Raw genomic sequence first — 18,588 nt, forward strand, 5'->3', positions numbered from 1 at the left:
AACAAAAAAAAACCTCCTTAAATGGAGGTTTTTTTATGCGAGATTGGGAAAGGAGGTAATTAGCGACTAGTTTTAAGTTGTATAGAGAAGTTCGTAGATTTTTATAGGGTAGTAATTTGAATGACAATAGTCGTATAGAGTGGGTGACAATCATTACTGGGCTTGCTTATTTATGCTCAGTAGCAGCTATATCTTATGGCTTAGTTATCCAAGCGCATAGTTGGAGTCAACTCTTTCTCTGTATACCGATATTTCTAGTGGTTGCCTTATTGATATCAGATGCTCGTCTGAAACATATCTTCGCTTTTAGTGCTGTTGTACTGTTTTTAGTCGGGGGCTTAATAGAGCCTTTGGCTGTCGGTGTTATTAGAAGTGGCCTCATCCTTATCCCCCTTTGTTATGTCGTTCTTTTCCCAGGCTCTCTCTGGCCAATCGCTGTGGCCGCTACTTTGGTAAATAGCTATTTACAGCAACTCACGCAAGTTGATATTGGTGTTTTTATCGAGATTGCTTCAGAGGCAAGTGCGATAACCATTTTTGCAACTATGATGGCCTATTTTTATATTGAAACACGTAAACAAACACGCATTTATCAGCAGCAAAGTGTTACTGATTTTCTAACTAAGCTCCCTAATTTAAATGCATTTTATGATGATATTAAAATGGTTGATGCAGATAATGCCGAGCGATTTGGCATGCTTCATATAGGGCTGGATGGTTTTAAAAATATTAATGATCGTCTCGGGTATCGATACGGTGATATGCTAATGATTGCTTTCGCAGAACATATTGATCGTCTTGTTGGAGAATTTGGCAAGTTATATCGATTGGGGGGAGATGAGTTTGCGTTAGTTGTTGAAAGTTCAGAGCTTAAGTCGACATTAATTGACGCTGTTAATGTTTTGCGTCAGCACGAGAAAACACTATTTAATATGGAAAATACCAGTCATAGGCTGGGTTTCAGTATTGGTGTAGCTTTGGCCAAAGATGCGCCTAATAGTACTGAGGTTTGGATAAAAAATGCTGATTTTGCCCTTTATAAAGCGCTATCACAGGGTTCAGGTTTTGTATGTTGGTTTGATGAAGAACTGTTAAATGAAACCATACGCCAGCACCAGATTGAAACGGAAATAAAGGCTGCGCTGCATAACGATCAGTTTGTTTTGTACTACCAGCCCAAAGTCTCGATAGCCGATGCCAAGATCATTGGAGCTGAAGCACTAATCAGATGGAAGCATCCGCAATTGGGGTCAATCTCGCCTGCAGAGTTTATCCCTATTGCGGAAAAAACAGCCCAGATAGTGCCGTTGGGGCAATGGATACTTCGCCAAGCTTGTGAACAGGTTAAAGCGTGGCATGATGACGGTCTTGATATTTGTGTATCGGTAAATGTTTCTACGGTTCAATTTGACGATGCCGATCTTTTCAGAGCGATTTGTGAAATCCTTAGAGAAGTTGAAATACCGTCTCATTTGTTACAAATCGAGATTACGGAATCTACGTTAATGAAAGACCCCGAAGGGGTAACAGAAATATGTGGACAACTAAGATCTTTGGGGGTTTCAATTGCAGTGGATGATTTCGGTGTAGAGTATTCTTGCCTGAAATACTTAAAACATCTGCCCGTTGATGTTCTTAAAATAGATAAATGTTTTGTAAATGACTGCGCCATTCATGAAGCTGATCGTATTTTGTTCCGAACGATTGTCCAAATGGGGCATAGCTTAAATATTAGCGTGGTAGCAGAGGGGGTTGAAAACGAGCAACAGCTAGAAGTGCTCCGTCAAGAGGGATGCGATACCTACCAAGGTTATTTATATTCTCAGCCCCTTGAGTCAAGTGAGTTCATCTCTTTATTTGATATTGATAATACCGACACATCAAGCGGCTAAACCACTATCTTTAGTTCTAACCTGCTATCCACGCCAATTTAATTAAAGTATTCGTTTGAGTTATATACTGTTTTTACTGTATTTTGATGGTTGTATTAGAATGATATAAGTAAACGGAGTATTAATTTAAATGGCAAGCACAGCATTAGAAAATAATATTGAACTTGATAAGTTTGATCTTTCTTATACCAGTAGCATCAAAAAAATCCACCTAAATGACGAACAAGTTAAATTCGCCGGTACCGCTAAAGATTTTCTCAACGGAGGGAGTGATACTACGCACCTACATGTAATTAAAGTTGATGAGAGGGTTATAGGTTTTTTTAAGATTGATACTTTGTACTGTGAGAGTTTTTCATTTTGTCCTAAGAATGGTTTAGGGCTAAAGGCATTTGCTATTGACATTAATTATCAAGGAAAAGGACTTGGTTCTAAAGTAGTCAAAGCATTACTGCCATACCTAGCAGCAAATTATTCTCAATATGAAAGCGTGTACCTGACTGTCAATTGCAAAAATCCAGCAGCCAAGTCTTGTTACCATAACGGTGGTTTTATTGATGCTCAGCAGCTCTATTTAGGTGGTGAAGCTGGACCACAACATATAATGTATGCTGATATTAGCGATATATAAGCCATAGTTTATATTGCAGGAGCTTTAGCAGGCTTGTCTCATCAGTAATTTGATCTAATCGTCCATGCTTAGGATTAATACAGCCGCTATAGCTAAGAAAGCGCTCATAATTAAAAAAATGTCGTTATAGGCCATAATCGCAGCGTCTCGCTGCATGGTGTTAAGTAATACTGACTCTGCTTGCTGGATTGAAGTGACAACATCACTTCCAGATTGGATGAAGTAGGTTTGTTGTTCACGAAGTGCATCCCAAGCGGTAGAACTAACATAGGGTAAGGATTCCTTTATGTGGGCTAAGTGCTCACGGGTTTTGTTGTCTAGCAAAGTTGCTATGATTGCAATGCTAAAGGCACCGCCAAGATTGCGCATTACATTGGTGAGTGTTGATGCATCTGAGGTGTTGTGATGAGCTATATTTTTCATCGCGACCAGAGAGAGTGGGACCATAATAAATGGGCTTCCTATGGCCCTTAAAAGCATCGATAAAATAAGCTGTTGTCCGCCAAAGTCGATGGTCATATGTGTGTTGACATAGCAACTCAAGCCAAACATGACAAAGCCAAACGTAACCAGATATTTGGGTTTTATCATTCGCGACAGTTTTGGTACCAATGGAAAAAATACTAGTTGTGGGAAACCCATCCACATGAGGACTTGTCCAATTTCCATCGCGTTATATTGCTGAATCTGAGTTAAATAAAGTGGTAAGACATATATAGAGCCAAGTAGCGCCATTCCTAGAATCAAATACGCGATACATGACATCGCAAATTGACGTTCTTTAAATAGTCTAAGGTTAACCAGTGGTTTTTCTTGTTGTAACTCATTGATCACAAAATAAATGAGGCTGATGGCAGAGAGCGCACTCAATGCAATAATAAACTGCGAGCTAAACCATTCCTCACGGTTGCCTTCTTCAAGTACCACTTCAAGGCAGCCTAGACCGATTGCCATTGTCGCAATACCAAACCAGTCTGCCTTTTTAAAGTTTGAGAGGTTAAATTTTTCATCCTCTAACCCATAGCGCACCATGGCTATAAGGATGAATGCAGGTGGAATATTGATGTAAAAGATGTAGTGCCAAGAGAGGTTCTCGGTTAACCATCCGCCAAATGTTGGCCCTATAGCAGGTGCAAAGGTTGCTGTGACCCCAAATAAAGCCATGCCAACAGCGCGTTTACTTAAAGGAAGTAATTGAACCACCAAAGAAAAAGCTAGGGGAATAAGTGCCCCGCCGCTAAAACCTTGCAGTGCTCGAAATGTGATCATTGAAGTCATGTTCCAAGACAATGAACATAATAGCGAGGATAGGGTAAAGATGCTGGTGGTCCATGTGAGATATCTGCGTTTACCTAACACTTGTGATAACCATCCACTCAGTGGGATTGCAATCATCTCTGCAACTAAGTATGAAGTGGATATCCAAGAGCTTTCATCAAGAGTGGCAGAGAGAGCGCCTTGGATGTCTTTGAGTGACGAGTTGGTAATTTGAATATCCAGTATGGCCATAAAAGCGCCAACTAGCCCACCTATCAATGCAATCCAGTTTTTGAGTGGTACTGTATTTTCATGTGATGAAACAGTGGGTAATAGTGCTATTGACATGATTAACCTCGAGTGTCAATTGTAGTCACAACAGACAAACCGGGGAGCAAGCGCCCTTTTAATTTTTGTGGGTCAAGGATAGAGATCTTAACGGGTACTCGTTGAACAATTTTCGTAAAGTTGCCAGTGGCATTTTCTGGTGGAAGCAATGCAAATTTTGCTCCGGTAGCGGGAGAAAAACTGTCGACAACACCGGTGAGAGGCTGATCAGGGAAAGCATCAAACTCAATAGTGACTTTCTGACCTTTATGAATATCACCTAACTGAGTTTCTTTAAAGTTAGCCTCGACCCAAATATTATTCGTTGGCACAAGGCTTAAAAGAGGGGTTCCGGATTGAACGAGGAGTCCTTGTCGAACGCTACGCTTGCCTATTATGCCATCAACAGGAGCGTAGATTTTGGTATAGCTTAAGTTAAGTTCAGCTTGGTCAACGTCCACTTTGGACTCAGTCACAGATGCTCGCGCTTGATGGATGTTGCTGTCAATGACCGACAGTTGATCATGAGCTGCAACGAGGTTCGCCTTCGCTTCCTCAAGCTCTGCAAGCGCCACTTTTTGCTGAGCAACCATGTCATCGACTTCGTCTTTCGAAGCATAACCTTTCTTGAGCAGACTTTGTGAGCGCTCAACCTGCTGGCTTGAACGTTGGTATTCTGCTCTGGCAGAGTCAACACCACTCTCAGCCTGAAGAATTTGACTTTGTTGCAAGATTCTTTGCGCAGAAAGGTTATCGATACTTGATTTCGATACCGCAAGATGTGCTTTGGCTTGTTCAAGAGCCGTAACATAGTCACGAGCGTCAAGTTCGACTAACAAGTCACCTTTCTTCACTTTTTGGTTATCATTTACATAAGAGTGGATGATGTACCCAGAGACTTTAGGTCGAATGGTGGTAATATCTCCCTGAAGGTATGCATTGTCGGTCGACTCAAAGTATCGTGCATACCCAAACCAATAACCAGAACAAAGCAATACGATTCCGATAATAGTCATTGTCGCAAATATGAATGCTTTGTTCTTTTTCTTTTCGGTGTTGTGTTGGATTGGTGCAGTCATGCAGTACCTCTTAAGACATTTATGCGGGTACGAATTGTAAACGAAATCGATTAATTGATAAGATAGGAAAAAAGAGAAACACTGTTGCAAAATTATAACCAATAGCTTTGTGAGGTAGACGAATGGACCTAAATGCCATAACGGTTTTTGCTCAAGTTGTTGACTGTGGTAGTTTTACGCATGCGGCCGATGCACTAGATATGACAAAGTCGACAGTAAGCAGGAAACTCGCGGAATTGGAAAAACATCTAGGCGTTCGTCTAGTCACTCGCTCGACGAGAAGTTTGGTTTTAACACCAGAAGGTGAGCATTTTTACCGTTCTAGCTTACAAATGCTAGAAATCTTAAACCAAGCCGAGTTGGAAGTTTCTGCTCATCAAGATCTGATTCGTGGACCGTTAAAAGTGGTTTTGCCTGTCGAGCTGGGACACCAAGTATTAGGGAGTTACATCAATGCTTTCTTAAAACATTATCCTCACGTGACCATCAATCTTGAGCTATCGAACCGCGAAGTTGATGTGATCTCTGAAGGGATTGACCTCTATGCGCAAGTGGGTGAACTGCAAGATTCATCTCTAATTTCACGTCATCTTACCAAGTCTCAACGTGTCTTAGCTGCGAGTCCTGATTATTTGCAAGAATATGGAAAAATACATTCACATCAAGATCTGTGTTCACCACACCAAATGGTCGATGTGTATAGTCGCGCAGTCAAACTACCCAAGTGGCACCTTATTGCTCCAGAAGGTAAAGAATCAATACAGATAGATTTGTCATACCGCTTAAGGGTAAACACGATTACAGCCTGTTTAAAAGCTTGTCTTGATGGACTTGGGATCGCAGTGCTCCCTGAGTTTGTATGTCGAGAACATTTTGCAACAGGCCAGCTTGTCCAACTGCTCCCAGACTACACCATGCCAGAGGTCTCCGTAAGTCTAGTATACGCAGACCGCCAGTTGATGCCTAAACGTAAGACAGTGTTTATCAATTATCTACTTGAGGCATTTGAAGCTGATAGGAGCGCAAATACTTAAACTACGGTAACAGTCTTAGATAAACTCAGCAGTAATTTATGTGCGCTGGAACCTGACATCTTATAAGGCTCAAAGCTTGCGTTTTCAGAGTACTTAAGGGTAAGAGGCCTAGTTATTGCCATTTCAGGAATATATCCCATACTCCAATCTGCGAATTCACGCTCATAGACTTCAGAGTAATCCAATAACACGATTTCTGAATGACGATTATCATTAACAATATTATGATAAACCTTGTTAACGTTGGACCGAGATCCTTCAAGGCATTGGAGGAAGCGGTTTTTGCTAAACAGCAATACCCCTGTTATGTCCTCAGCAGTATTATTGTTACGGGCGGTATCGAGGATGTTTTGAATATCTGATTCGGTTACCCCTTCAGTAATCGAACTTGTGTACACCAATCTGACTAAGAACATATTACTCTCCATTTTATATTTGCGTGAGCTGCTTTCTATGTTCATTATATGCAACTTTACGATTATTTGTGCTTTGGTGATTGTGATAAAAACATGGAGATTGATTGGGATAATACAACCGGTACTCTCAAGTAAGTAATTTATTGAATTGTAAAGGTATAAAATGATTCCTTAATGTGATGAACCTTGCAAATTGTGGTTTGTTCAATTGCTGCTATTGCTGTGTTTGTTATCATTTTGCCCAAATTTTATGTCCGTCATTTAGTTATTAATAAATTTTAAGAGAGCCAGAAAATCGTGGTGGAAACAAACATATCTCAGTTGCGCAAAGAGTTTTATGCCCAGATTATCGCTTTGCAGGCTCACTCTTTACCTCATACTAAGCCAACACTTTCTTTGTTGACAGAAGAAGAGTTACAAGTGCTTGAAGCTATGTGGATAGAACTGTCAGTATGGAAGAAAAGTAATAATCATTAGAATCAATAGATAGCTTCTTATACACATTAGATGGCCTCAGTGATAGAATCACCTGAGGTTTTTTATTGCCTAAATCTACAAGTGTTATATTATAACAAAAGTGATTTGACCATTGATTTATACGACATGAATCCTCATAGTTAGTCACCCGCAAGGTTTCTATAATATAAGAAACAGAAAACAATAATGAATCAAGTGAGTAGGGTTATGGCGGAAGTTAGAGCCAGAGTAGACTTCAAAGTCGGCAGGAATAGTAACATAGAAGCTGAACTTTTATCTTTTGAAGGGCTTAAGACGGATAAAGAACATGTAGCGATCATATTTAAACAAGCTGATAAAACCCAATCCACACCTATTGTTCGTATACATTCCGAGTGTTTGACTGGCGATGTATTTCATTCGTCTCGCTGTGATTGTGGTGAGCAACTAGATGAGACCGTTAACAAATTAGGAAAACAAGGTGGGGTCATACTCTATCTGCGTCAAGAAGGGCGAGGAATAGGCTTATATAACAAGATCGATGCGTACAAGCTGCAAAGTGAAGGTATGAACACATACGAGGCAAACCATCATTTAGGTTTTGATGATGACTTGCGTGATTTTTCTGAAGCTGCTCAAATGCTTAAAGCACTCGGTATCCATAAAATCCAATTGATGACCAATAACCCCAAAAAAATTCGTGAACTTCAAGACCATGGTATTGAAGTCACTCAGTCAATTAATACCTTGGCGCATGTCAAAGACGGAAATGAAAATTATCTCAAGGCCAAAGTTGCTCATGGGAATCACGACTTAAAGCTTTAGCTGCTCTAGTTCATTTTGACAAAAGCCTCATTCTCATGAGGCTTTTTTGTATATTTCTTGCAAAAAAAAACGAAGTTTGTATCATTTGCGCCAATGAGTGCAAATGAGAATAATTAGCACTTGTGTTTTAGAATAATTATTAAGCTCAACAAGGATGCTTCTCAATGAATGTAAAATCGCTTTTGGCTCAATCTATGACGGCTTCACTCGTTGCTGCCAGTAGCTCAGTGTTTGCAGCCGACGTGACAAAAGAGCAAGTTGTAGAACAATATGCTAACCTTGCTCATGCTGTATTTTCTGATGCGTTAACCACAGCAAAGGTGCTTGACAAATCTATCGAATCCTTTTTAGCCGCACCTTCTCAAGAAAAGTTAGATCAAGTCAAACAAGCGTGGATTGCTGCTCGTGTTCCTTATCAACAGTCAGAAGTGTTTCGGTTCGGAAATCCGATAGTGGATGACTGGGAAGGGCAGCTAAATGCTTGGCCTCTTGATGAAGGTTTGATTGACTACGTTTCTACGGGTTACCAATACGAGCTAGGTAACGAGGGAGCGAGTGCGAACATTGTTGCCAACAAAACGTTGAAAATTGGTGCGACCGAATTAGATATCAACAAGCTTACACCACAAACAATTGCTGACCTTAATGAAATTGGGGGCTCTGAAGCAAATGTGGCCAGTGGCTATCACGCCATTGAATTCCTGCTCTGGGGACAAGACTTAAACGGTACTAAGGCAGGTGCTGGTGAGCGTGCCTATACGGATTTTGTCGTGGGTAAAGGTTGTACCAATAACCACTGTGACCGTCGTGGTGAGTACCTGCAAGCAACGGCTGACCTTCTGGTGCAAGATTTGGAGTGGATGGAAAAACAGTGGTCTTCAGAAGTGAAAGGTAACTACCGTGAACAGCTTCTTAGTGAATCGGCTGACAACGGTTTGCGTAAAATGTTATTTGGTATGGGATCTCTGTCTCTAGGTGAACTTGCAGGTGAACGGATGAAAGTAGCATTGGAAGCCAATTCTACCGAAGATGAACATGACTGCTTCTCAGACAACACTCACAACTCTCACTATTATAACGAGCAAGGTATATACAATATTTATACAGGCTCTTACAAACGTGTAGATGGCTCGTTAGTCTCAGGTGCAAGCATTGCTCAGTTAGTTGCTCAGAAAGACAGTAAGGCGGCGAACGAAATTCAGCAGCAATTTGACTCAACTCGTAGTCAAGTTGGTCAACTCGTCACATCTGCGGAAAAAAATGAGCAGTATTTTGATCAGTTAATTGCTGCTGACAACGTTAAAGGAAATGCATTGGTCAATCAGACGATTATGTCTCTTGTGGATCAAACGGCTTCTATAGAGCGTGCGGCAAAAATTGTCGGCATTAATAGCCTGAATCCTGATACTGCTGATCACGAATTTTAAGTAAGACAAACATTATTCTGAGGGCTCTTTGGGGGCCCTTTCGTTGTTTTAGGTCTCTAAATTAAATGAGAAGATTTCTCATATCTGAATAAGAAGCTTTAGTATGAAGTTATGGATAAAGTCTCTGTTTGCTACTTTTGTCGCCGCGAGTACAAGTTTGGCAGCTGACCAGTTAACCTCTGGTGGAGCAACAAGCGTTGATAAGGAGGGGGCGAACGCATTTTCTCTTCCAGCAGCCAATCTACCTCTAAATAAGCGACTTGACTTTAGTGTTGGCAACAGTTTTTTTCGTAACCCTTGGATACCTGCACCGGCGACGACGCAAGCAAGAGATGGATTAGGGCCTCTGTTCAATACCAACGGTTGTCAAAACTGCCACATTAAAGATGGTCGGGGTCACCCTCCAGAGAAAAACGATATCCACTCAGTGTCAATGTTGGTTCGTTTGAGTATCCCAGCTATGTCGGCAGAGCAGAAACAAATTTTTATTAAAGAAGGTATTGTTCCAGAGCCCACATATGGCGGGCAGCTGCAAGATTTTGCGTTGCAAGACCAAACTGCTGAAGGACAGATAAATATTACCTATACGGATTATCCAGTACGTTTTACCGATGGAAGCGAAATTATCCTACGTAAACCCGAAGTACAAATCACTCAACTTGGTTATGGTGACATGCATCCAGATACGCAGTTGTCTGCTCGCGTTGCACCGCCAATGATTGGTTTAGGTCTATTAGAAAGTATTTCAGAGCAGACCTTGATGTCATGGGCAGATGAAGACGATGCCGACAATGATGGTATTTCCGGAAAAATTAATAAAGTTTGGGATGTAGAAAGAAAACAATTTGCCATCGGAAGGTTTGGATGGAAATCAGGTCAGCCAAGCTTGATGCAGCAAAACGCCGCAGCATTTAACGGTGATCTTGGTTTGACTAGCCGTTTATTTCCCAATGAAAACTGCACCTCAACGCAAACTATTTGCGCGGCACTTCCAAATGGGGGGGCTCCCGAAGTAAGTGATAATATTCTTGATTTTGTTGAATTTTACACGCAACATCTTGCGGTTCCAATTCGGCGCAAGACGCTGCAACCTGATGTCAAACAGGGACAGTCCCTATTTGTTGACGCTGGATGTGATAGTTGCCATAAAACCCAAGTTATTACGGCTACGCGTCAGGGGTTACCAGCGCTGTCTAATCAGAACATTCATCCATATACTGACTTATTACTCCATGATATGGGAGAGGGCTTGGCAGATAATCGGCCAGAATATCTTGCAAATGGAAGAGAGTGGCGTACTGCGCCTCTGTGGGGAATCGGATATACCAAAGAGGTGAATGGTCATACCTATTTTCTTCATGATGGCCGCGCTCGAAACCTAATGGAAGCGATTCTTTGGCATGGTGGCGAAGCTGAATCAGCAAAACAGAACGTATTGAGATTTAATCAAAAACAACGTGATGCTTTGATAGCATTTCTTAACTCGTTGTAAGGAAGAGCAATGAAACCTTTATCACTTATCGTCAGTGTCGGCACCTTGATAGCTCTAGCGGGGTGCGGGTTGGTAGCAAAATCACAATCGATTGAACATCCGAGTCAAGGAGTCTATCAGATAGAAGCTTTGGCGGCGCAAAACTTTATGCAGCAGGCAAGTGAGCTAGACCGAGAAATGTTGGCTTATTGCCAAGTTAATAATATCAACAAGGTTCAAACACAATGGCACAAAACTATGTCGGCTTGGATGGCTCTGCAAGGACAAGAAAGAGGACCAGAAAAAGCGCTTGAGAAAGCTTGGAGTATTCAATTCTGGCCGGATAAAAAGAACACAACGGGTCGTAAGATGACCGAAATACTGGCTGCTGATGAGTATTGGACTCAAGAAGCGATTTCGCAGCAAAGTGTGACAGTTCAGGGCCTTGGTTCTATGGAATGGCTGTTGTACGACGAAAATTCGTCAATCAGTACATCGCCTAGCAGTTGTGCGACAGCCACAGTGATTGCCCGCAACCTAGCAAGCAATGCTGAGGTTATTGCTGCGGCGTGGGGAGAAAACCCGTGGTTAGAGTTGGATGAAAAGGCGTGGACTGCGGAGTACATATCCCTATTGTCTAATCAATTGGAATACAGCATGAAGAAGATGAGTCGCCCACTTGCAAACTATGGCAAGCCTAGGCCTTATTTTGCCGAGTCGTGGCGTTCTGGCACTTCGATGAAAAACCTCAAAGAGAATATTGCTGCTATGCGGGCTTTGTATCTGTCAAAGGGTGATGGTTTGGATCTAATTCTACGTCGAAATGGACATAATCAACTTGCTGACAGCATTGATCGTCAATTTTCAACGGCGCTTGAAACATGGCCAGTTGACAAAAGTTTGTTTGATTTACTTCAGTCAAAAGAAGGCTACCGCGTTGCTTATGCTCAATACAATAAACTAGAGCAGCTTAAGTATCTCATTCACGAGGAAGTGGCTATTAAATTAGGTGTAGTAATAGGATTTAACGCGACAGATGGTGACTGATCATACAAGACGCAGTTTATTGAAAGCTGCACTATTGGGTATTACGACACCCATACTTCCAATAGGGTGCGCAAAAAGTAAAGTAGTGATGTCAACTAAGCCAGCACTTATCGGTTGTGCCATACAAGGCCGAAACAAGTACTCAGTTGTTGTTGCTGATGAGCAAGGTTTAGCGTTGAGACACTTACCACTCCCTTCACGTGGTCATGGTGTTGCAATTCATCAAACACTCAACCATGCGGTTGCTTTCGCGCGTAGACCGGGAGAGTACTTCATGGTGTTTGACTACGTGACAGGAGAGCTCATTACTCTCACAAGTGCAACATCTGAGCGACATTATTACGGTCACGGTGTTTTTTCGAATGACGGTAAATGGCTATATGCAACAGAAGGTGAACGTGCGACGAGTAGGGGAATCATTGGTGTTTATGATGTTCTAGCTGGTTATGACAAGGTAGCAGAGTTTACTGGCTTTGGGGTTGGACCTCATGAAGTGATTGTGATGCCAGATGATAAACTTGCAGTTGGCGTTGGGGGAGTGCATACCGATGGACGTAGACCTTTAAACCTAGCTTCAATGAAACCGAGTTTAAGCTATTTGACTTCATCAGGTGAGCTGTTGGAACAGGTCTCTTTATCCGATCATCATTTGAGTATTCGCCACCTCGCCCATGATGGTTCCACTACTGTACTTTGTGGTCAACAGTATAGGGGCGAGCCCGATGAATACCCACCTTTGTTAGCTATGCATACATTAGGGGAACCTATGTGCTCTTTGCAAGCACAACCGGAAGAATGGGCAAGGTTCAATCACTATATCGCAAGTATTGCAGCAACAGACCAATGGATATTGGCGACTTCACCTCGGGGAAATTGCTATGGCATCTGGTCCAAGCATACAGGGGAATTGGAGGAGCTGAATGTGCTGCCCGATGCATCCGGAGTGATAGAAAAAGAAGGTTACTTCAAAGTGAGTTCCGGTGCGGGAAGCGTAATAACTCAATATTCCCCTGGAAATAAAAGCAAAATTTATTCGGGAATTCAATGGGATAACCATTGGTCAAGAATTTTATAATCTAGCTTATTGTAAAGCCTGAAAAAATTAACTTTCTTATCAACATTTCATACTAGCCTGCTATTTCTCTGCCATACTTTTATTCTAAATAAAGAATCGGAGAGGTAGGATGGCTAGGTTGCGTGCCTTGTTCTTGCTGATGATCTTGATGCCATGCTCAGTATGGTCTGGCAGCTATTTCGAGCAGATTGGGTGGCTAGAAAAAGACAGCCATGTGCTTCGCGTCTTGCAGTTTCCCAAAGATGTGGAAAATATTTATCAAGAACATGACAACCGTTCTATCTGGTTCGATCTCCAGCAAAGTACTCGTCTTGAGTTCCAGTTAGAAGTAATAGCAAGTGCAGGGTTTAGCCCACTTTTTTCGCGTCAACTTCAATACTTAGAATACTATCGTAAAAGCAATCGCTGGCATGAGTATGATGTGCTGGCTACAGATACTCTTTTGCTCTACATCAGTTATGCTGAACAAGCTAAAGTGCTTGGGTATGATTGGTTTTTCAAGTCCATGCTTTATAAACCCTTACCCAGATTAAGCAGTGCTGTGCTACAAATGGTGACTTCTTCAATCGCCCATCAACAGTTAAGCGAATTAATTGAAGCTTATACGCCTGACAGCAAAGACTATCAAAAATTGCTAGACAGTTATCTGCACGTCGTTAAGTTTACCAAACTGGACATCCCTGAGTACACACAAGAAGGTTTGAGAGGTGTTGGTGAGCCCTTGGACAACCGAGAGATCTTGCTTGTACGAATGGAAATGGTGGATGTGGATTTATCTGAAGTTCGACGGGACGTTGATTGGTATGATGAAACATTGGAATCGGCCGTTAAGGAATATCAACGTCTGCATGGCTTAAAGGATGATGGCGTGATTGGGTCAAACACACTCCGCTGGCTGAATATGTCACCAGATAAAAGATTATCTATTCTGGCCCTCAATGCTGAACGCAGTAGATTGTGGCCGATTAATTTTGATAATTTAATTATTGTCAACGTTCCAGGTTTTGAAATGAAATATTGGTCGTCAGGCAAAGAGGTGTTTGAAACAAAGGTTGTCGTAGGGCGAAGAGGTAGACCTACACCCTTGATGACCATTGAACTTGAATCGCTGATTCTAAATCCTACTTGGAATGTCCCATGGCGAATAATGGTTCGTGACATTATACCCAAGGTTAAAAAGGACCCAGATTATTTGGTAAAAGAAAACATAACCATAGTACCGAGATGGGGATCGAAAGAATTAATAGATCCACAGGAGATCGATTGGCAAAACCTTCGCCCTAGTTCATTTCCATATAAAATGACGCAACTATCAGGTGACAACAACGCGTTAGGCCTATACAAGTTTAACACGCCTAACCGACGAGCCATTTTTCTACATGATACGCCAAGCAAAGAGCTGTTTGAAGAGGTGAGCCGAGCGTTCAGCTCTGGGTGTGTACGTGTTGAACATGCTGACCAATTTGCATCTGTTCTGCTGAAACGCCAAGGGGCAGATATGTCTTTAATTGATGAAAATGAGGTGGCAGCCAATCAGTCTATCCCCCTCAAACGCAAAGTCCCTGTCCACATTATTTATCAAACTGCATGGTCAGAAGGAGGGAAAATCCAATATAGAGATGATATCTATCGTTTTGATAGAAAAATTCACGGCAAAAGTTGAACTTAATAAAAAATAATATTTCTTCAGATCCTCAATTTTTTTTAATCCTGTCAGACAGTAAGCGGCTTACATTTAATTAACCGTTTAGCTTTAGTATTTTCTTGGTTTGCGCTGCTCGTTTTAGTCAGGTAAGGTCGCCCTTCAGAATTTAGTCATTACGGATGTTACGGGGCCTTACTGTGAAGTTCTCTCGCAGAGATTTTATTAAATTTGCTGGTAGTAGTCTTGCTATTGCAGGGTGTTCTCCGACAGCTTTGGCATCATGTACAACAAAGCCTCGACACCTTGCTTTGAGCAATTTGCACACGGGTGAAGAGTTAGAAGTCTGTTATTTTGATGGACTTAGCTATCTTAACAAAGAGTTGGCGCGTATTGACAACCTTTGTCGAGATTTTCGAGTGAACCAAGTACATCCAATGGATAAGAATCTGTTCGACATCATTTCTCTGATCCAATCTGCGTTGGGTACGAATGCGGAAGTGCAAATTATCTCTGGTTATCGTTCACCGGAAACGAATCAAGCACTGCGCTCGATGTCCAGTGGTGTGGCGAAAAAAAGTTACCATATGCTTGGACAGGCGATTGATTTCCGACTAGACGGGGTCAATCTTAAACTGGTGCGTGATGCGGCTATGGAATTAAAAGCCGGAGGTGTTGGTTACTATCCTAGAAGTGACTTTGTTCATATAGATACTGGTCCAGTTCGTCACTGGTAAGTGACGGATTATGACGACAAGGTTGTCAAAAGGTTCATCCAATGTCATAGTCTGGCCAGGTTAGTTATCGATTAAGGCTACGAAATGTCCCTCAAGTACCAAGTTGTTCCCGTTACTTCATTCTCTCAAAATTGTTCGATTGTCTGGTGTGATGAGACAATGGATGGTGTTGTTGTCGATCCTGGTGGGGATGTTGAGCACTTATTATCTGTGATCAAAGACCAAGGGGTTAATGTGACTCGATTGGTCTTAACTCATGGGCATTTAGATCATGTTGGAGGTACTCAATCCCTCTCTGTACTTCTCGGAGGTGTTGATATTGTTGGGCCGCATAAAGATGATGATTTTTGGCTTCAAGAGCTTGCAGGGCAAAGTCAGATGTTTGGCTTTCCTCCAACACAGGCATTCGAACCCAATCAATGGCTTAATGAAGGCGATTCAATAGATTTTGGTCGTGAATCATTGCGTGTTTTCCATACTCCCGGACATACGCCTGGTCATATTATTCTGTTTAGCGAAGCGGCCAAATTGGCATTTGTTGGTGATGTGCTGTTTAACGGTTCAATAGGACGAACTGATTTTCCCAAGGGTGACTTTAACACCCTAATAAACTCGATTAAGACCAAACTATGGCCATTAGGAAAAGAGGTACGTTTTGTGCCTGGTCATGGTCCTGAGTCGACGTTTGGTCATGAGAGAGTGTCCAATCCCTTTGTTGCAGATGAATTGCCGTATTAATGAAAAGAGCGAATTTTAAGAGTTTGTAATCTGAAGAGGAGTCGCTCATTGGCATTTATTATCAATAAGTTGCTCCTCATGTTGACGTTCAGCTGCGGCAAGATAACGCCTGGCTAAGCCGACAAATTCTTCAGCAGTTCTATCGATATCTTGAGCTGAAATGAAGATGTCGTAATCAAAGTAGTTTCTTTGGTGACGCATCCGGTTGGCCAACATTGCTTGTAAGCCTTTATATTCCGATCCTTGCTCATTCTTATAGGGCTGAGAATCTAGAACTATATCTTCAAAATGAGCGTCGAGTATGCTTTGTTTCATTCCAATATATAGCAGGGCACGCTGGCTTAAAAGTATATCAGTTGCGATTCTGGGACATATGCTGTCCAAGTATGGAGAATAGTTTTTTAGTTTGATGCCAATCCATGGTAAAGGCTGCTGCCACCCTTGCTGATCACAATGGCAAACGCCAATCTTCACGATATTATTCCACTTCACCACCCATCCACCTTTGAACAGATGTTGCTGAAAGTGAGTGGCCGTTAGAGTGTAAGAAACGGTACTCTTGAGCGCTAACCACTTAATAAAGCAGAGACTAATGAGTGTGACAAGTGAGATAATGATGGCCAGTTTAAAGCTGGTTACGAATACAAAAATGGAAACAAGGCCAGCCAGAGTGAGTAATAGCCCCAGTCTGGCTAGCGGCGATGAAAGCTTAATGGGCTGATAGATAATTTGTAGTGTTTCCATTAATTATTCCGATATAATAGTTAACCTCTGTTTATATAAACCCGTGATAACAATATAGATCATAATTGAGTGTTGATTGAATTGTAGTCGTTGCTTCCCATATCAGGCATTTTTACCCCATAAAACATGCTATATACTGTCAATGTCGTCAGATTTTTGCTATAAAACGCCATTCAAATTTTCACCACTGCATACATTGCAGTGAAATGGAGAGATACTCGATGAGACTAGCTCATAAGCGCAAAGTGCAGATGAAATTGCAAAAGCACTTAAAAGCGACGGTTGTCAAAGTAGACGCAGCCCAAAATAAAAAGCCTAAGGCAGAGAAACAAGCCGTTGTTGCACCTTCTGAAAAGAAAGTGACAATAGCCAAAGCAGAGAATACCGCTTTGACACCAAAGCAACAACAGGTGCTTGATATTGTTGCTGCAAATACCGATGGTATCAATTCCAAGGGTATTGGCCTTGCAGCTGGTCAAGAAGAAGCAAAAGCTGCTTCTTGGGCGACAAGCGCGCTCAAAAAATTGCTGGAAGAAAATCTAGTGGCTAAAGAGCAGCTTGCTGGCAACAAAGTCATTTATAAACCCGTTTGAACGTCGCCAGACTATAAGTCTATTGTTGCTGGGGATGAACCAGTCAGTAGCCACTCTTAATAAGAGCCTCGACTAAATCGAGGCTTTTTACTTTGTATGGCACTAAATCGCTCGTTTTTAGAGAAAGACTGAGAGTGTGATACACTCAATAAGTAAGAATTCTAAGGGAATGACGATGACTTTTTCAACCAACATTCATCAGTTTTACCATGCTCATATTTATTTCGATGGTGAGAGTAATGAATTTGCGGCGCAGTTGAGAGATCAAGTTAAGCAAGAGTTTGCTTTACCTGTAGGACGTTTTCACCAACAGTTAGTTGGGCCACATACCATGTGGAGTTTTTCTATAAGCTTTGGCAAAGACGATTTTGAACAATTGATACCTTGGCTAGATCATGCACGAGGCCAGTTATCTGTTTTAATCCATGCCGTCACTGGGGATGATCTTTTAGACCATACCGATTACGCCTATTGGTTAGGCGTACCCGTCAAGCTAAATCTTTCGGCACTTGATGTTCGCTAAAGCGAGCTAAAATGTTTTTCTTGTAATGTCACTAAGATGCGCATACATAGATAACCTCTATTGTTTCACTTCATCACAACGTGTCTGAATTTATTTTGATAGCTATAAGCTATTAATCATATAGATATGAACGTTTTCATCAATTTAGAACAGAGGCGTATATTAGATACAAAGAAGATAGATGCCTTAATAATTAGATTGATGAGGAATAGATTATGACAAATCAAGTAAACTTAATTGGCTTAAATAATGAAAAATCTCAAGCGCTTGCAAGTGAGTTAAACGCCTTATTAGCACACTATCAAGTCTTGTATATGAACACACGCGGTTATCACTGGAATATTAAAGGTCAGCAATTTTTTGAATTACATGAAAAATTTGAGGAAATATATGTTGATCTGCAAGCGAAGATTGATGAGTTAGCAGAGCGTATTTTAACACTTGGCTCAACACCGGACCATAGTTTCAGCCAATATCTAGATAAAAGTAAAATACAAGAACATCAAAATGCAACAACAGGTAAAGAGTGTGTTCGTGGCCTTGTTCATGGCTTTACCGCGCTGCTTATTCAACAACGTCAAATTCTAGCTCAAGCAGAAGAAGCAGATGATGAGAAGTGGCCCCCGATTTTCGGACATGACTTTAAGTGATTGATCTGTTTTGATAGTACCCAG

19 protein-coding genes are annotated in these 18,588 nt (G+C 41.6%); 15 read left to right on the forward strand and 4 right to left on the reverse strand.

Annotation, left to right across the window (positions count from 1 at the left end; genetic code table 11):
* Positions 1-116 precede the first annotated feature (116 nt).
* Positions 117-1,892 carry a putative bifunctional diguanylate cyclase/phosphodiesterase gene (locus QQK21_RS12245; RefSeq protein WP_284192478.1) on the forward strand — a complete coding sequence of 592 codons (1,776 nt, stop codon included), beginning with the start codon at positions 117-119 and terminating at the stop codon, positions 1,890-1,892.
* 130 nt (positions 1,893-2,022) lie between these two features.
* On the forward strand, positions 2,023-2,523 hold the full coding sequence (locus QQK21_RS12250; protein WP_284192479.1) for a GNAT family N-acetyltransferase: 501 nt from the start codon (positions 2,023-2,025) through the stop codon (positions 2,521-2,523).
* Between the two features lie 54 nt (positions 2,524-2,577).
* Here the strand turns inward: QQK21_RS12250 and QQK21_RS12255 are convergent, their stop codons facing one another.
* A complete protein-coding gene (locus QQK21_RS12255; RefSeq protein WP_284192480.1) occupies positions 2,578-4,128 on the reverse strand; it encodes a DHA2 family efflux MFS transporter permease subunit in 1,551 nt (516 codons plus the stop codon).
* A gap of 2 nt (positions 4,129-4,130) precedes the next feature.
* Entirely contained in the window at positions 4,131-5,186 is a 1,056-nt protein-coding gene (locus QQK21_RS12260) for an HlyD family secretion protein (RefSeq protein WP_284192481.1), read from the reverse strand.
* A gap of 122 nt (positions 5,187-5,308) precedes the next feature.
* Here QQK21_RS12260 and QQK21_RS12265 point away from each other — a divergent pair, with 122 nt between their 5' ends.
* Positions 5,309-6,220, forward strand: a complete 912-nt coding sequence (locus QQK21_RS12265) for a LysR family transcriptional regulator (protein ID WP_284192482.1) — start codon at positions 5,309-5,311, stop codon at positions 6,218-6,220.
* On the opposite strand, the gene QQK21_RS12270 is transcribed toward QQK21_RS12265, so the two are convergent.
* Positions 6,217-6,636, reverse strand: a complete 420-nt coding sequence (locus tag QQK21_RS12270) for a BLUF domain-containing protein (protein WP_284192483.1) — start codon at positions 6,634-6,636, stop codon at positions 6,217-6,219. The two genes, QQK21_RS12265 and QQK21_RS12270, sit on opposite strands and share 4 nt — an antisense overlap.
* Positions 6,637-6,936: 300 nt before the next feature.
* Between QQK21_RS12270 and QQK21_RS12275 the strand changes: the two genes are divergently transcribed.
* The 9 genes from QQK21_RS12275 to QQK21_RS12315 all read left to right on the forward strand — a co-directional run bounded on the left by QQK21_RS12275 (position 6,937) and on the right by QQK21_RS12315 (position 16,054).
* A complete protein-coding gene (locus tag QQK21_RS12275; protein ID WP_431313116.1) occupies positions 6,937-7,113 on the forward strand; it encodes a hypothetical protein in 177 nt (58 codons plus the stop codon).
* Between the two features lie 207 nt (positions 7,114-7,320).
* Positions 7,321-7,917, forward strand: coding sequence for a GTP cyclohydrolase II (locus QQK21_RS12280; RefSeq protein ID WP_284192485.1), 597 nt, complete (start codon positions 7,321-7,323; stop codon positions 7,915-7,917).
* Positions 7,918-8,081: 164 nt separating this feature from the next.
* The gene (locus QQK21_RS12285) at positions 8,082-9,344 is read left to right on the forward strand and encodes an imelysin family protein (protein WP_284192486.1); all 1,263 of its coding nucleotides are present in this window, start codon (positions 8,082-8,084) and stop codon (positions 9,342-9,344) included.
* Between the two features lie 103 nt (positions 9,345-9,447).
* Positions 9,448-10,836, forward strand: a complete 1,389-nt coding sequence (locus QQK21_RS12290; RefSeq protein ID WP_284192487.1) for a di-heme oxidoreductase family protein — start codon at positions 9,448-9,450, stop codon at positions 10,834-10,836.
* A gap of 9 nt (positions 10,837-10,845) precedes the next feature.
* The gene (locus QQK21_RS12295; RefSeq protein ID WP_284192488.1) at positions 10,846-11,862 is read left to right on the forward strand and encodes an imelysin family protein; all 1,017 of its coding nucleotides are present in this window, start codon (positions 10,846-10,848) and stop codon (positions 11,860-11,862) included.
* A complete protein-coding gene (locus QQK21_RS12300; RefSeq protein ID WP_284192489.1) occupies positions 11,852-12,937 on the forward strand; it encodes a DUF1513 domain-containing protein in 1,086 nt (361 codons plus the stop codon). Before QQK21_RS12295 ends, QQK21_RS12300 begins: the two co-directional genes overlap by 11 nt.
* A gap of 109 nt (positions 12,938-13,046) precedes the next feature.
* Complete coding sequence (locus QQK21_RS12305; RefSeq protein ID WP_284192490.1) at positions 13,047-14,600, forward strand: L,D-transpeptidase family protein; 1,554 nt, start codon at positions 13,047-13,049, stop codon at positions 14,598-14,600.
* Between the two features lie 179 nt (positions 14,601-14,779).
* Positions 14,780-15,316, forward strand: a complete 537-nt coding sequence (gene mepK, locus QQK21_RS12310; RefSeq protein WP_284192491.1) for a peptidoglycan L,D-endopeptidase MepK — start codon at positions 14,780-14,782, stop codon at positions 15,314-15,316.
* Positions 15,317-15,400: 84 nt separating this feature from the next.
* Complete coding sequence (locus QQK21_RS12315; RefSeq protein ID WP_284192492.1) at positions 15,401-16,054, forward strand: MBL fold metallo-hydrolase; 654 nt, start codon at positions 15,401-15,403, stop codon at positions 16,052-16,054.
* A gap of 45 nt (positions 16,055-16,099) precedes the next feature.
* Here QQK21_RS12315 and QQK21_RS12320 read toward each other — a convergent pair whose 3' ends face one another.
* Positions 16,100-16,798, reverse strand: coding sequence for a DUF2982 domain-containing protein (locus QQK21_RS12320; protein ID WP_284192493.1), 699 nt, complete (start codon positions 16,796-16,798; stop codon positions 16,100-16,102).
* Between the two features lie 221 nt (positions 16,799-17,019).
* On the opposite strand from QQK21_RS12320, the gene QQK21_RS12325 reads away from it, so the two are divergent.
* The 3 genes from QQK21_RS12325 (at position 17,020) to QQK21_RS12335 (ending at position 18,564) form a co-directional block, all read left to right on the forward strand.
* The gene (locus QQK21_RS12325) at positions 17,020-17,391 is read left to right on the forward strand and encodes a MarR family transcriptional regulator (protein ID WP_284192494.1); all 372 of its coding nucleotides are present in this window, start codon (positions 17,020-17,022) and stop codon (positions 17,389-17,391) included.
* 175 nt (positions 17,392-17,566) lie between these two features.
* Entirely contained in the window at positions 17,567-17,914 is a 348-nt protein-coding gene (locus QQK21_RS12330) for a DOPA 4,5-dioxygenase family protein (protein ID WP_284192495.1), read from the forward strand.
* 215 nt (positions 17,915-18,129) lie between these two features.
* Positions 18,130-18,564 (forward strand): Dps family protein, encoded by a 435-nt coding sequence (locus tag QQK21_RS12335; protein WP_284192496.1) that lies wholly within the window; start codon positions 18,130-18,132, stop codon positions 18,562-18,564.
* Positions 18,565-18,588: the final 24 nt, after the last annotated feature.

It is taken from the genome of Vibrio zhanjiangensis (assembly GCF_030161235.1).
Taxonomy (GTDB): Bacteria; Pseudomonadota; Gammaproteobacteria; order Enterobacterales; family Vibrionaceae; genus Vibrio; species Vibrio zhanjiangensis.